We start from the raw sequence: 15,172 nt of genomic DNA on the forward strand, positions 1-15,172 counted from the left end.
ATTATTTAAGGCTTTCGTTTAGTGAATCAAACTGTTCATGTCTTTCTCTATAATCTGTCTCCATTTGAGCATGAGACTCAGGACCATGCTTTATCTCCTTATTTAGCACATAAAGCCATACAAAAAGCAAGAGTAAGTATACAAGTCCGAAAAGGATCAAAGAGGTCCATACTTCAGGGGCTGAGACAGCTTTGGAAATTCCATCTTCCGTTCTGAGTAATCCATATACTAACCAGGGCTGCCTGCCTCTTTCCGCAGAATACCAACCAGCCTGATTGGCTATTACCGGAAGGATTACGGAAGCTACAAAAAGCTTTAGAAGCCATCGTTTGTTGAACAGGCTTTTCCTCCACCTGAAGAATAGTGCCAATAAGGTTATCCCAATAAAAAACATTCCAAGTGCTATCATGATATGATAACTCTGAAATACATGGTTTACCGGCGGCCTATCTTCTTTTGCAAACTGATCTAACCCTTTCACCTCATAATCAAAATCCCAGCTTAGCAGGTAACTCAAAGCTCCAGGCACCGCTATCCCATGAGTGGTCTCTGTTTCCTCATCTACATAACCCATCAGATACATGGGGGCATTTTCTTGGGTCTCATACAAACCTTCAAAAGCGGCCATTTTTGCCGGCTGATGTTCATAGGCCACATGCGCACTGATATGCCCTACCCATGGTTGTAACAGAGAAGCGCAGGCCGCTACTATTAGCGCTATGGTGAAAGACTTTTGAGCGAACTCCAAATGTTTTTTCTTCAATAAGAAATAGGCAGAAACAGAAAGCACCAAAAAGGCTCCTTGAATAAATGCGCCTACAATAGAATGCGCAAAGCGCGACATGGATGATGGACTGAATATCACCTGCCAGAAATCGGTGATCACGGCTCTTGTAAAGCCATTCATATCCTGTACCAGCTCATAGGCCACAGGTGTTTGCTGCCAAGAATTAGCCACTATTATCCAAAAACCAGACATGATAGAGCCTAAGGCAACCATCATGGTGGCAAAAAGATGAAAACCTGGCTTTACCTTATTCCAACCAAAAAGTAAAACTGCCAAAAATCCTGACTCAAGGAAAAAGGCAAAAATACCTTCGGCAGCCAACGGCGAACCAAAGACATCACCCACAAAACGTGAATAAGTAGCCCAGTTAGTTCCAAACTCAAACTCCAGAACAATGCCAGTGGCCACCCCCACTGAAAAGTTAGCAGCAAAGATTTTAATCCAAAACCTGGTGATTACTTCATACACTTTCTTTTTCGTGAAGTAGTATAAAGATTCAAACACCACCAGCAACAAGCCCAGGCCTATACTAAAAGGTGGAAATATGTAATGAAACATGGCTGTGAATGCAAACTGCAGTCTGGATAAGTCTTCTACACTCATGATCTGGACTTTTTGAGGTAAATAAAAAGGGCTCCTATCCCAAATAGAAGCCCAATAATGCCTTTTATGATTTTTTTCGAGGGTACCGCCCCAATGGTGTCGGGCAATAGCGGCAACCGAACCAAGACATAGTATATAACTATCATGGCTAACACATAGATAAACAAGGTTTTATGCTTCTCCACTATACTCGAAATTTATTACACGCCTCTAATTTAGACCTCAACTCTTGAAACACATTCTATTTTCAGGATTTAATTCACATAAATTTAATTGGCCAAATTTTTAGCTAAACCCAACTGCTTTTTAACTTGCAAACGCATTTATTTAATCAGGAAAAATGAAGAAAAACATACTATATCTAGCAGCAACAATTCTACTTATTAGCTGTGGAAAAAAGACTGAAGAGAAACACGAAGAAACAGTAGCTAAAGCACCAGAAATAACCATCTCAAAAATTGCTTTTGGCTCATGTACACATCAGCATGATAGGCTTCAGATGTGGGATGAGATAAGAGAACAAAATCCAGGTCTGATAATTCTTACCGGAGATAACATCTACTGCGACACCCATAGTATGGACACTTTAAAGAAAGAATATGACTTTCAAAAAAACAGACCTGATTATCAGGCCATGGTAAAAAGCGCCCCTACCATTGGTATATATGACGATCATGACTTTGGAGTTAATGATGGTGGAAAGATGTATCCGCAGAAAAAAGAGAGTAAGGCATTGCTGCTAGATTTCCTCGATGTGCCCAAGGATAATGAAGTATACAACCATGAAGGTGCCTATCAGTCATATACCTATAATGATGGGAAGCTAAAAGTGATCTTATTGGATACTCGCTATTTCAGAGATACCCTGGAGATTGACACCCAAACCGCTGCTCGCTATCTGGCCAATGCTGAGGGTGATATTTTAGGTGAAGAGCAATGGACATGGCTAGAGAAAGAGCTCAAAGAAAGTAAAGCCGACATTAACCTGATCATCAGCAGCATACAGATTATACCTGAGGAGCATCTTTATGAAAAATGGGCCAATTTCCCATCTGCCAGAAAAAGATTTTTCGATTTGATCAGTGCTACTCAACCGAAAGGAGCCATACTAATCAGCGGTGACAGGCATATGGCTGAAATATCGAAAATAGAACTGGAGAATTTACCTTATCCACTATACGAAATCACCTCTAGTGGCCTCACTCACACCTGGTCAAAAGAGAATCCTGAAGCCAACAAATATAGGGTTGAGAACAAGATAGTGAAGAAAAACTATGGTGTGTTGGAATTTAAATACCAAGATAATAAAGTTCAGACAACGATTGAAATTAAAGGAAACGCAGATAGTACGTTTTTAAGACATTCTTTCCTTTTGTAAATATTTGAAATGAGTTAAATAATGGTTATAATGGGTTATTGTAAATTAATCATTAACCCATTTCACCATGCTCTTCAGTACATATCAAAGTGGTGGAAATTATGACGAAATGTTCACCACGGAAGGTGAATGCAGAGACCACTATGTAGCTTTTAAAACGGCCTTAGAAAACATCCCTAAAAAGAAGCTTTATAGGCTTCAGCATTCTACCGACAAAGCCCAGATGGCCATGGGTATGACCTTTAATGTATACCATGACCAGGAAGGCTTAGAGAAAATTCTTCATTTAGACATCGTGCCCAGAATTATAAGCGGCAGCGAATGGAAGAAACTAGAAATAGGCTTGGAGCAACGTATCTGCGCCCTCAACCTATTTCTCCAGGACATTTATAATGATCGGAAGATTCTTAAAGACGGAATTGTTCCGAAAGAGCTCATTCTTTCCAGCAAAGACTATCTTGAACCACTAGTTGGCTTTACCCCTCCTAAATCTATCTGGTGCCATATTACAGGAACCGATTTGGTAAGAGACCAAAAAGGAAACTTTTATGTTTTAGAAGATAATCTTAGATGTCCCTCTGGCGTCTCCTATTTATTGGAGAGTAGGGAAATTGTGAAAAGAGCATTCCCGGAGTTATTTAATAAACTGGGTGTAAGGCCGGTATCTGATTACCCTATCAAGTTATTAAACATGCTACAGTCACTCACAGGCAAAGAGAGACCGACTGTAGGATTACTTACACCTGGAGTTTACAACTCTGCTTATTTCGAGCACTCATATCTGGCTCAGCAAATGGGAGTAGAACTAGTAACCGGAGCCGACTTGCTAGTGCAGGACAAAAAGGTTTATATGCAAACCACCAAGAACCTACAGCAAGTAGACGTTCTCTACCGCCGCGTAGATGATACCTTCCTGGATCCGCTTACTTTTAACCCTGCCTCTATGCTTGGAGTACCCGGACTATTCGATGCCTACAAGGCCGGGAATATTGCCCTGGCAAATGCACCCGGCACCGGCGTGGCCGATGACAAGGCTGTGTATTCATATGTACCTCAAATCATAAAATATTATCTGGATCAAGATCCTATTTTAGAAAATGTACCTACTTACTTGTGTGAGCAACAAGACCACAGGCAGTATGTACTGGATAACATCCATGATCTGGTAGTGAAAGAAACCAATGCAGCAGGCGGCTACGGCATGCTCATAGGTCCTAAGTCCACCAAGCAAGATCATGCAAGATTCAGAGATCTTATTAAAAATAATCCGCGAAACTATATCGCACAACCCACACTCTCGCTATCTACTGTTCCAACTATTTCTGACGAAAATATAGAACCTCGTCATGTTGACCTAAGACCATACATTCTCTACGGAGATAAAATAGAGGTTTTACCAGGTGCACTCACCAGAGTGGCATTGGTAAAAGGCTCTCTTGTGGTAAACTCGTCACAAGGTGGGGGCAGTAAAGATACCTGGGTGTTATATGATTAAAAATATGTTAAGCAGAGTTGCAGACTCCATCTACTGGCTAGGTAGGTATTTGGAAAGAGCCGAGAATTATGCACGTTTTATTGATGTAAACTATAACCTGATGCTAGACCTGCCTCCAGGTATGGATGAGCAGTGGGAGCCTCTTATAGCAGTAACGGGCGATCTGGAAAATTACAAAAACAGATACACCCAGTCTGATCGGAAAAATGCCATTTATTTTCTAGCCTTTGATGAAGAAAACCCCAACTCCTTACTTTCCAGCATTACCCGAGCCAGGGAAAATGCCAGGGTGGTTAGAGAAAACCTTACCAAGGAAACATGGGAGAAACTGAATGAGGTTTACCTGCAAGCCAAACAAGGTTATAAAGCCAAAATATGGAAAATGGATGATCCCAGAGGTTTTTTCATTCATATAAAATACTCCATCCAGCTGCTCTACGGTATCGCTGATAACAGCGTGGCCAGAACAGAGGGCTGGTACTTTAACAAGCTGGGACATTATTTAGAAAGAGCTGACAAAACTTCGAGGGTTTTAGATGTAAAATACCATATCCTACTTCCATCTCCTGAAGAAGTGGGCTCGCCACTGGACTACCTTCACTGGATGGCTCTATTGAAGTCAGTAAGTGGCTTCAACACCTATAGAAGAGCCTATGGAAAAATAGTACCCAATGGCGTAGTAGAATTCCTCATGCTGGATAAATATTTCCCCAGATCTATTTTCTTTTGTCTTACTGAAGCTGAAGAATGTTTATACAAAATTTCAGGTTATTCTGGCAAAGGATACAGCAACAGCACCGAGAAATTAATGGGTAAATTGAGGTCCAGGCTAGAATATGCCGATGTAAATGAGATCATCAAAGATGGCCTCCACGAATATATCGATGAGCTTCAGGCAAAAATTAATGACATTTCTAATTCTGTGCACGATAATTTCTTTTTAATAAAAGATAATTTCATACAGCAACAAACTATAGAAGAATAATGACATACTGTCTAGGAATAAAAACAAGGGAAGGCATAGTAGGTCTGGCGGATACCAGGATCACTTCAGGTACAGAAACTACCACCGCAAAAAAGATTTTTACGGTAAATAAAAAGAAGCATTCTTTCTTTATTATGACCTCAGGGCTTAGGTCTGTAAGAGATAAGGCCATTACATATTTCAAGGAGATTGTAGAAGAAGAGGACGAGAATTTTAACAAACTCTATAAGATAGTAAACAAATTCGCTGACCAGATCAAAAGAGTAGCCACGGAAGACAAAGAGTCTCTGGAGCAGGCTGGCATGTCTTTCAACCTTTTCTCCATAGTGGGTGGTCAGCTAGAAAAGGACACTGAACCTAAGCTTTATCTTTTGTACCCTCAGGGAAACTGGATAGAAATAGGTGAAGGAACTCCTTTCGTAATTATTGGCAACACTGGCTTTGGCAATCCCATATTAAAAAGAGCACTTCATTACGACGATGATATGAAGTTTGCCCTCAGAGTAGCTTTCTTGTCATTTGATGCCACCAGAATAAGTGCCAATGATGTGGATTTCCCAATAGACACGGTCATTCTTAAAAATAACAGCTTTGATATAATAGAACATCGGTTTGATGATAAGGAACTGGGCCAGCTATCTGATGCATGGAATACACGCATCAAAAATGGCATCTCAGATTTATCTGCTGATGTGCTGAATTCGGCCTTCAAGCCAGAAAATAACCGTACTATTAAAATGATGTAACCATATGCTTTTAAATATTGAGCATCACACAGATTACCACTATGAAGAAGCGGTTTTTCTGGAACCACACTATTTCTACCTTAAACCACAAAGCAGACCCCACCTTGACCTTAAATCTTTTGAGGTCAAGGTGAAGCCTTATCCTACTGGCATTTCTGAAAGATTAGACGCTGAAAATAACGCTTACATCCAAACCTGGCTAAATGACAAAACGGATCATTTTAATGTAACTACCATTGTTACCTTAGAGCTTAAGGAACACAATCAATTTAATTTCCTACTAGATCCTGTTATCACTTTAAGTGTGAAGCAAATTTATAATGATGGGGAAATGAATTTTCTTCGCCCATACCTTCAATTTGAAGATGAAAAGGAGGTCAATCAGTTTGCACTGCAATTTGCTGAAGCAAAAGACTATGACCCTATATCTTTTATGACTTCCATTGTAGAAGAAATAAGTGAAAAATGGGATCATACTATAAGGATGGAGCAGAACATTTTGCCTATTGAAAAGTGCTTCAAAGAACAGAAGGGTTCATGTAGAGACCTAGCTATAATGCTTATTAACATGCTGAGATCTATGGGATTAGCTTCCAGGTTTGTGAGTGGATATGCCTACAATCCTGACTTAGGAGATGGCCATGAACTGCATGCCTGGGTAGATGTTTTGCTTCCTGGTGCAGGTTGGGTAGGTCTTGACCCAAGCCTGGGATTATTTACTAACGAAACCTATATTCCTTTAGCCACCAGCTATACACCTGAAATGACTATGCCGGTAAAAGGTACGTACAGAGGAAAGGTAAAATCATCATTAGATACAAAAGTTACCATAACCGAAGCGTAGAGAATTTTAGACTATAACCTGAATTTTATTCCTTCCAAGCTTTACCTGGCCGCTTCTTTCCAGCTGTTTGAGTAATCTGGAAATCACCTCCCGGGTGCTATTTAACTCAAAGGCAATTTCCTGGTGAGTAATATCAAGCTGATGAGAATTTCGGGCTGATGATTTATCAACAAGATAAGTCCATAAACGCTCGTCCATTTTATGAAAGGCTATTCCATCTATAGTATTTAACAATTCCTCAAAACGAGTTCGATAAGTATTCATAACAAAATTCTTCCAGCTCTTGAATTTACTTGTCCACTCATCCATAAAATGAACAGGAATGAGAATCATATTGGAATCCTCCTCTGCTACAGCTCTGATCTGACTTTGCTCATTGGCCATACAGCAAGTTAATGAAACGGCGCAGGTCTCTCCTGCCTGTAGATAATAAAGGAAAAGCTCGTGCTCATCTACACTCCTTCTCATGATCTTTATAGCACCATCATAAAGCAACGGCATACTTTTAATAGACTGACCATACTCCATTATCTTCTCCCCGGCCTTCACCTGAGACAACTGACCATTTTCAGAAATCAGCTTTATCAAAGCTTCTTCAGATAATTCAGGAAAGTATTCCCTAAGAATTTGCTCTATCTCCAATGATGCTTTTTCTTTCATAAGTCCTAACATTTCATAAAATTACTAGCTCTAAATTAAGGGATTTTCATTTTTTTAAACATTTTTGTGAGACTATGATCTCTAAATTGTGTAAGTTTTGGGTATGAACATGAACAGACATATCGCTGTTCGCATATTCGCACTACTCATTTCTCTACAAATCCTCAATATCAGTGTAAATGTGAGCGACAATATTGTGGGTAAATCCACCTTATCAGTAGCCTATTTTAACGAGATTGAATCTGTAGTGGAATTAGTGGCTGAGGTCATCCTTGACGATAAAGATGCTATTCCTGAAACTCAATTACCTGGCGGAGCCCTGGGCTTTGAGGAAGAAGAAGAAAAAGTACAGTTTTACGATGAATCTTCTTTCCTAACCAAAGCCCCTGTGTTATATGAAGATGGCATCCTTTACAAAAAAGGAGATTACGAGGAATCATTAAGTATAGAAAACCACATTTTTGAAGTAACTACTCCACCCCCGGAGGCATAAGCCAGTACTCAGCATTAATCATTGAAGCTATTTAATTCAATGACTCATAAGAACTTTTACATCATGAAGCCATCAATAAATGATGAGCTTATTCATGCGTGCTTTGACATGCCAATCATCTCATTAATAGAACTTTAAAAATGAAGAATAATATCTTTTCAACCTTAAAAAGTGATTTACCCTCAGGTCTGGTTGTATTTTTAGTAGCCCTACCTCTGTGTTTAGGTATAGCCCTGGCCTCAGGCGCACCTCTTTTCTCAGGCCTTATTACAGGTATCATAGGTGGTATTGTAGTAGGAGCTTTAAGCGGATCTCATGTGAGTGTATCCGGCCCTGCTGCGGGATTAACTACTATAATACTGGCCGCAATAAATACCTTAGGCTCTTTTCAAGCATTATTGATGGCTGTAGTCATCGCAGGTATTCTGCAGCTCACATTAGGCATTATAAAAGCAGGCATAGTAAGCCACTTTTTTCCATCGTCAGTAATTAAAGGAATGTTAGCGGCCATAGGTATAATCCTGATATTGAAACAAATACCTCATGCTGTGGGATATGACGCGGACTATGAAGGCGATATTTCTTTCTTCCAGTTCGATGGAGAAAATACGTTTTCAGAATTAACCAAGGCTCTTGAGTTATTCGAACTTGGAGCTGTAATCATTGCAGCAGTTTGCTTGATTATACTTATCCTATGGGAGCAGCCGGCGCTCAAGAAAAATAGTTTATTCAAAATACTTCCTGGAGGCTTAGTAGCAGTAGTAGTAGGTGTTGCAATGAATCAACTTTTTATAGGCTCAGAATCTAAACTTTCTCTTTACAACGACCATCTGGTAAATTTACCGATAGCCACAGACTTCAATGAATTCCTTGGGTTATTTACTTTACCGGATATTTCAATACTTACTAATTGGCAGGTTTATTTAACTGGAGCCACCATAGCTGTAGTGGCGAGTTTAGAAACATTACTTTGTATAGAAGCCACAGACAAGCTAGATCCCTACAAAAGAATCACCTCTACTAACAGAGAGTTAAGAGCCCAAGGTATAGGTAATATTGTTGCTGGTTTAATTGGCGGACTTCCCATGACATCAGTAATTGTAAGAAGTTCTGCAAATATTGACAGTGGAGCCAAGAGCAAATTATCAGCCATTATTCATGGTATATTACTTTTCGTAACCGTCATATTTATACCTCAAATACTAAACATGATTCCGCTTGCTGCATTGGCCGCGATATTATTAGTGGTGGGCTATAAACTTGCAAGAATATCACTGTTCAAGAGAATGTATGAATTAGGATGGAATCAATTCATACCATTCATTATCACTATCTTAGCAATATTATTCACCGACTTACTTATCGGAATAGGCATAGGTATGGGAGCATCTATCTTCTTTATACTAAGAGATAACTTCAGATCATCTTTTGAGTTTAACAGTAAAGGTGAAATAGGAAATGGAGGTAAAAAAATTATCATAGATTTGCCTGAAGAAATGACTTTTCTAAACAAGGGAAGCATGCTAGCTACTTTACGAGATATACCAGAAAACTCTGATGTGGTGATTGATGTAAGCAAGAGCCGAATCATAGACCATGATGTAAAAGAGGTAATTCAAAATTTTCAAGAAACAGCGAAACATAAAAACATTAATTTAGAACTAAAAGGTAACGAGACATGGAAAAAACATATAATAGGCTAATTGAAGGAAATAAAAAATGGTCAGATGAGAAGTCCGGCATTGATCCAGAATTTTTTAAGACCCTCTCACAAGGCCAGTCTCCTGAATTTTTATGGATAGGATGCTCAGACAGTAGAGTACCCGCCAACGAAATCACCGGCACTAATTCTGGAGAGATTTTCGTTCACAGAAATGTGGCTAACCTGGTAGTTCACACAGACATGAACTTTTTAAGTGTTCTTCAATATTCTGTAGAGGTTTTAAAGGTTAAGCATATTATTGTATGCGGTCACTATGGCTGTGGTGGTGTTCAAACAGCCATGACTAACAATGACGCAGGCCTTGTAAACAACTGGTTAAGAAACATTAAAGATGTTTATGACAAGTATCAGATTGAGCTGGATAACATTACTGACGAAAAAGAAAAAACCAACCATTTGGTAGAGCTTAACGCTATTGAGCAAGCCTACAACCTGGCAAGAACATCCATTGTACAAAACGCATGGAAACAAAGAGAACTTCATGTTCACGCCTGGGTTTATGGTTTAAGCACTGGTAGAATTAAAGAATTAGGTGTTACGATTACCGGTCCACAAGACTTACCTAACATCTACCAATACAAATAAAATCTCCACATCGGAAGAATATGAAAGAGGATGCCCAACAGCATCCTCTTTTCTTTTTTATAGCTTTACGGAACACTTCTATAACAATAATTCGTTACATTTAAGCAACAGGCTTTATTGAATATGAAAGGGAAGAAACTCATTATTACGGCATTAGCAATTGGTTCAATTATCAGCTTTTTCGCGTTTACCTCACCAGGTCAGCGATACTTCGAAATAGCTAAAAACCTGGAAATATTCTCGTCCTTGTTTAAGGAGGTGAATGGCTATTATGTAGATGAGGTAAACCCTAATGAAACCATCAAAATAGGGATAGATGCCATGCTGGCTTCGCTGGATCCCTATACCAATTACATTCCTGAAAATGAAATAGAGGATTACCGGACCCAAAGCACAGGGCAATACGCTGGAATAGGTGCCATTACGGGTCGTATGGATGGAAAAATCATGGTAATCATGCTCGTAGAAGGTTTTTCAGCAGAGAAAAAAGGGCTACAAATAGGCGATCAGATCATAGCTGTCGATGGCATTGATGTAACTCAAATGGACAGTGAACAGATTGGTGAGCTGATGAAAGGACAGGCTAATACTTCTGTTTCACTTACAGTAAATAGATATGGACAGGATACGCCAGTTACTTTAGAGCTAAAAAGAGAGAAAGTTACGATAAAGAACGTTCCGTATTACGGCCTGGTAGGTAAAGACATAGGCTACATTAAACAAACTCAGTTCACCATGCACGCCGGCAAAGAGGTTAGAGATGCCTTAAAAGAACTAAAGGATAAAGGAGCAAAAAAAGTCATTTTGGACCTACGTGGCAACCCTGGTGGTCTGCTTATGGAAGCTGTAAATATCTCTAATGTTTTTATTCCAAAGGGAATGGAAGTAGTGAGTACCAAAGGCAAAATCACGGAAAATAACGCTTCTTATAAAACACTGAGCCAACCTGAAGACACTGACATTCCTTTAGCCGTGCTCATTAGCAGCGGTAGCGCTTCTGCTTCTGAAATTGTAGCTGGCACTATCCAGGATTATGACCGTGGCGTGATCATAGGCGAAAAATCATTTGGAAAAGGATTAGTGCAACAGACTCGCCCCCTCTCCTATAATGCTCAACTTAAAGTTACCACCGCAAAATATTATACTCCTAGTGGCAGATGTATCCAGGCGCTAGATTACAGCCATAGAAATACAGATGGCAGTGTTGGCAAAGTTCCAGATTCATTAAAAAGAGAATTCTTCACTAAGAACCATAGGTCTGTTTTTGATGGCGGAGGTATAGATCCAGATGTTGATGTGGATCATAAAGACGTGGCACCTATTACCTATGCTTTGTATGCTGATGGGCTGCTATTTGATTATGCCACCATATACCACAGTAAGCATCCGGAAATAGCCAGTGCTGCTAATTTTTCATTGACTGATGAGGAATACGATGCTTTTATTTCATGGCTTGATAATCAAGATTATGATTACTCTACCAGCGCAGAAGAGACCCTTTCAGAACTTACTGAATATGCTCACAAGGAAAAGTATTACCCCGAGATAGAAGATCAACTTTCTGCCTTGAAAAATACACTTATGAAAAGTAAGGCCAATGACCTGAAGGATCATAAAAGTCAGCTAAAAGCATTGCTTGAAGAAGAAATCACATCCCGGTACTATTTAGAAAGCGGTTCCATTGAATCCACTTTTGATCATGATAGCGACATCAAAGCTGCAGTAGAACTATTGAATGATAGTGAGAAATACAAAGCTATATTGGCAGGTTCTTAATCTGCCAATACTCTTCTAGCTCCCATATAACGAGCGTTATAATATCTGTGAGATAAACTGTCGATAACTACGCCTCTACCAGTAGAACTGTGAATAAAGCTGATTTTACCATCAGTATTTTCAATAGCTATGCCTACATGTCCTACTCGGTTAACTCCCTTAGTTGGACTTTTGAAAACAAGCAGATCGCCCTTTCTAATTTCATCAGTAGAAATTTTCTCTCCGTGCTTTGACTGGAGAATAGAAGAAGCCGGTAGTTGTATATTGAACTGTTTGAAAACATAGCAGGTAAATCCTGAACAGTCAAAAGATCCTGGTCCTTTGGCCGCATACCTGTAAGGCACCCCTTGAAGCGTCATGGCCAGGTTTACTATACTATCTCTTTTATTTTTAAGAGAAGCCTCCACCATACCTTTCACATCTTCAAGCGTATCTAGCACTGATATCTCTGGTTCGTAATACGCCTTTAATAAATCTGAATTTTGCGATTTATTAATTTTCATGGCACTATTAATTAGAAATATAACAGCCAGTACTACATAGAATAATTTCTCTTTAAGAAGCCTTTTAAGAAATTCCATATTAGGTCATTAGTTTTTATTCCAAGGCTATAAACAAAAAGCAGGCGAAATAATTCCCGCCTGCTTTTAAAAATTTGTTGTTTATTAGATGATTATCTTAAGAAAAGCATTTCTCTGTACTTCACTAGAGGCCAATCCTCATCATCTACAAGCATTTCAAGCTTATCTACAGCATAACGGATAGTGTCAAAGTATTTACCTTTCACATCATCACAGTATCCGATAGATCTCTCACGTAGATCCTCAACTTTATTCAATCTCTTTCTTTCCTCGATCATGTTATACACTTCTTTTCTTAGTGTACCGATGTATCCAGAAACAGACTCAATAATATTCACCACCTCTTTATTGTCAATCTTCAGGGCACTTAAGCCTTCAGCATTTTTCAATAATTTATTTTGGTAAGCAATAGCAGTAGGAATGATGTGGTTAAGTACCAAATCTCCCATCACTCTAGATTCAATCTGAATCTTCATGATATAGTTTTCCCAACGGATTTCGTTTCTTGCTTCAAGCTCTATATCGTTAAGCACTTTGTGCTTAGCAAACATTTTTCTTGTCTTATCAGTAAGGTAAGCATCAAGCGCTCTTGGAGTATCTTTAATGTTAGATAAACCTCTCTTCGCTGCTTCTTCAACCCACTCATCAGAGTATCCATCTCCTTCGAAACGGATTGATTTTGAATCTTTTATGTACTTTCTAAGTGTAGACACAATGGCCATTCTCTTTTCAGCACCTTTTTTCATTTCCTTCTGAACGTTCTCATAGAACTCAGTAAGCTGCTCAGCCACAATAAGGTTAAGCACTGCCATAGGCGAACCTGTGTTTTCGTTACTACCTACCGCTCTGAACTCGAACTTATTACCTGTGAAGGCAAATGGAGAAGTTCTGTTTCTATCAGTGTTATCAAGTATAATGCTTGGTATTTTATCAATACCTAACTTCATATACATGTTCTCACCTTTTTCTACTTTAATGTTACCCTTCTTCTCTAGCTCATCAAGAACAGAAGTAAGCTGAGAACCGATAAATACAGACATGATAGCAGGAGGAGCCTCATTAGCACCTAATCTGTGATCATTACCTGCAGAAGCAATACTAGCTCTTAAAAGATCTGCATGCTCATATACCGCTTTAATAGTGTTGATAAAGAACACCAAGAAAAGTAAATTCTCTCTAGCACTGTTGCTAGGCTGGAAAAGGTTAGTACCAGTGTTAGTGATTAAAGACCAGTTATTGTGCTTACCACTACCATTAAGACCTGCAAATGGCTTCTCATGGAATAAAACTTTAAGACTGTGTCTCTCAGCAACTTTATTCATGATATCCATAAGTAGCAAGTTATGATCTGTAGCTACGTTAATATCTTCAAAAAGTGGAGCCACTTCAAACTGACTTGGCGCTACTTCATTATGTCTTGTACTTACAGGAATTCCTAATCTCTGAGCCTCCACTTCGAAATCGCGCATGAAATCATAAATACGAGGAGCAATAGATCCGAAATAGTGATCATCTAACTGCTGACCACGAGCTGGGTTATGACCAAATACGGTTCTTCCTGCCATTACTAAGTCAGGACGGTTAGCATAAAGAGCTTTATCTACCACAAAGTACTCTTGCTCACATCCTAATGATGCTTTTACGCGAGTAACTTTTTTATCAAACATTTGGCACACTTTGGTAGCTGCTCTATCTACTGCCTCCACTGCTTTTAAAAGAGGAGCCTTGTTATCCAGCGCTTCTCCTGTGTATGATACGAATACAGTAGGAATACAAAGCGTATTACTGTAAACGAACATTGGAGAACTAGGATCCCAAGCCGTATAACCACGGGCTTCGAAAGTACTTCTAATACCTCCGTTAGGGAAAGATGATGCATCTGGCTCTTGCTGAACTAATGCACTACCCTTAAATTTTTCAATACCTGAACCTGCGTCAAAGAAGGTATCGTGCTTTTCTGCAGTAGAACCTGTTAAAGGCTGGAACCAGTGGGTATAATGGGTAGCACCTTTAGAAAGAGCCCAAGACTGAGCCGCTGATGCAATAACATCTGCAGTATCAGGGTCTATTTTAGTACCTTCCTGGATAGACTTTTTAACTTTTTTATAGATATCGGGAGAAAGCAATGCCTGCATCTGCTTTAATCCGAAAACATCCTTGCCGTAGAACTCGGAAATCTTACCAGGAGATTGTACCTCTACTTTAGGACGGTTGTTAGATAATTCTAATGCTTTAAAGCGTAAATGTGCCATATTGGTTTATATGATTATTAATTATTTACTAAAATTATTAAATATTTCAATTTAATTTTTCAAAACTGACCACTTTTCTTGTTTTAGGGTCTGTTTCTCTCCAAAAATAAAGATAAAAAGCACCAAAAAATAAAAAATGAGGTAAAAACAAAGCAGATTTAAGTTTCTGCAATCGTTTTAATTTTAATTGAGCTTTTTATTACTCCAGAGTTATTAATTTATTATTCAATACTTACCTGAAGATTAACCCTTTATATTTTCATT

The 15,172-nt window shown here is 39.0% G+C and carries 13 protein-coding genes; 9 read left to right on the top strand and 4 right to left on the bottom strand.

Annotated features, from left to right (window positions below):
* Window position 1: 1 nt before the first annotated feature.
* Entirely contained in the window at window positions 2-1,390 is a 1,389-nt protein-coding gene (locus tag LVD16_RS24625; RefSeq protein ID WP_233770964.1) for a cytochrome ubiquinol oxidase subunit I, read from the bottom strand.
* A gap of 340 nt (window positions 1,391-1,730) precedes the next feature.
* On the opposite strand from LVD16_RS24625, the gene LVD16_RS24630 reads away from it, so the two are divergent.
* The 5 genes from LVD16_RS24630 to LVD16_RS24650 all read left to right on the top strand — a co-directional run bounded on the left by LVD16_RS24630 (window position 1,731) and on the right by LVD16_RS24650 (window position 6,838).
* A complete protein-coding gene (locus tag LVD16_RS24630) occupies window positions 1,731-2,768 on the top strand; it encodes an alkaline phosphatase D family protein (protein ID WP_233770965.1) in 1,038 nt (345 codons plus the stop codon).
* A 67-nt stretch (window positions 2,769-2,835) separates the two neighbouring features.
* Window positions 2,836-4,263, top strand: coding sequence for a circularly permuted type 2 ATP-grasp protein (locus LVD16_RS24635; RefSeq protein ID WP_233770966.1), 1,428 nt, complete (start codon window positions 2,836-2,838; stop codon window positions 4,261-4,263).
* A gap of 4 nt (window positions 4,264-4,267) precedes the next feature.
* Entirely contained in the window at window positions 4,268-5,248 is a 981-nt protein-coding gene (locus tag LVD16_RS24640; RefSeq protein ID WP_233770967.1) for an alpha-E domain-containing protein, read from the top strand.
* Complete coding sequence (locus LVD16_RS24645) at window positions 5,248-5,994, top strand: proteasome-type protease (RefSeq protein ID WP_233770968.1); 747 nt, start codon at window positions 5,248-5,250, stop codon at window positions 5,992-5,994. The genes LVD16_RS24640 and LVD16_RS24645 overlap by 1 nt, the downstream gene beginning before the upstream one ends.
* A 4-nt stretch (window positions 5,995-5,998) precedes the next feature.
* Entirely contained in the window at window positions 5,999-6,838 is an 840-nt protein-coding gene (locus LVD16_RS24650; RefSeq protein WP_233770969.1) for a transglutaminase family protein, read from the top strand.
* A gap of 6 nt (window positions 6,839-6,844) precedes the next feature.
* Here the strand turns inward: LVD16_RS24650 and LVD16_RS24655 are convergent, their stop codons facing one another.
* Complete coding sequence (locus LVD16_RS24655; RefSeq protein WP_233770970.1) at window positions 6,845-7,498, bottom strand: Crp/Fnr family transcriptional regulator; 654 nt, start codon at window positions 7,496-7,498, stop codon at window positions 6,845-6,847.
* Between the two features lie 109 nt (window positions 7,499-7,607).
* On the opposite strand from LVD16_RS24655, the gene LVD16_RS24660 reads away from it, so the two are divergent.
* The 4 genes from LVD16_RS24660 (at window position 7,608) to LVD16_RS24675 (ending at window position 12,075) form a co-directional block, all read left to right on the top strand.
* Window positions 7,608-7,991, top strand: a complete 384-nt coding sequence (locus tag LVD16_RS24660; RefSeq protein WP_233770971.1) for a hypothetical protein — start codon at window positions 7,608-7,610, stop codon at window positions 7,989-7,991.
* A 140-nt stretch (window positions 7,992-8,131) separates the two neighbouring features.
* Window positions 8,132-9,694 carry a SulP family inorganic anion transporter gene (locus LVD16_RS24665; protein ID WP_233770972.1) on the top strand — a complete coding sequence of 521 codons (1,563 nt, stop codon included), beginning with the start codon at window positions 8,132-8,134 and terminating at the stop codon, window positions 9,692-9,694.
* Complete coding sequence (gene can, locus LVD16_RS24670) at window positions 9,670-10,299, top strand: carbonate dehydratase (protein ID WP_233770973.1); 630 nt, start codon at window positions 9,670-9,672, stop codon at window positions 10,297-10,299. The genes LVD16_RS24665 and can overlap by 25 nt, the downstream gene beginning before the upstream one ends.
* 123 nt (window positions 10,300-10,422) lie before the next feature.
* Entirely contained in the window at window positions 10,423-12,075 is a 1,653-nt protein-coding gene (locus LVD16_RS24675) for a S41 family peptidase (RefSeq protein WP_233770974.1), read from the top strand.
* Here the strand turns inward: LVD16_RS24675 and LVD16_RS24680 are convergent.
* Window positions 12,072-12,656: a C40 family peptidase gene (locus tag LVD16_RS24680; protein ID WP_233770975.1), complete on the bottom strand. Its 585-nt coding sequence runs from the start codon at window positions 12,654-12,656 to the stop codon at window positions 12,072-12,074. The genes LVD16_RS24675 and LVD16_RS24680 overlap by 4 nt on opposite strands.
* A 92-nt stretch (window positions 12,657-12,748) precedes the next feature.
* Window positions 12,749-14,908, bottom strand: a complete 2,160-nt coding sequence (locus LVD16_RS24685; RefSeq protein WP_233770976.1) for a glutamine synthetase III family protein — start codon at window positions 14,906-14,908, stop codon at window positions 12,749-12,751.
* Window positions 14,909-15,172 lie beyond the last annotated feature (264 nt).

Origin of the sequence: Fulvivirga ligni (genome assembly GCF_021389935.1) — a bacterium.
Lineage (GTDB): Bacteria > Bacteroidota > Bacteroidia > Cytophagales > Cyclobacteriaceae > Fulvivirga > Fulvivirga ligni.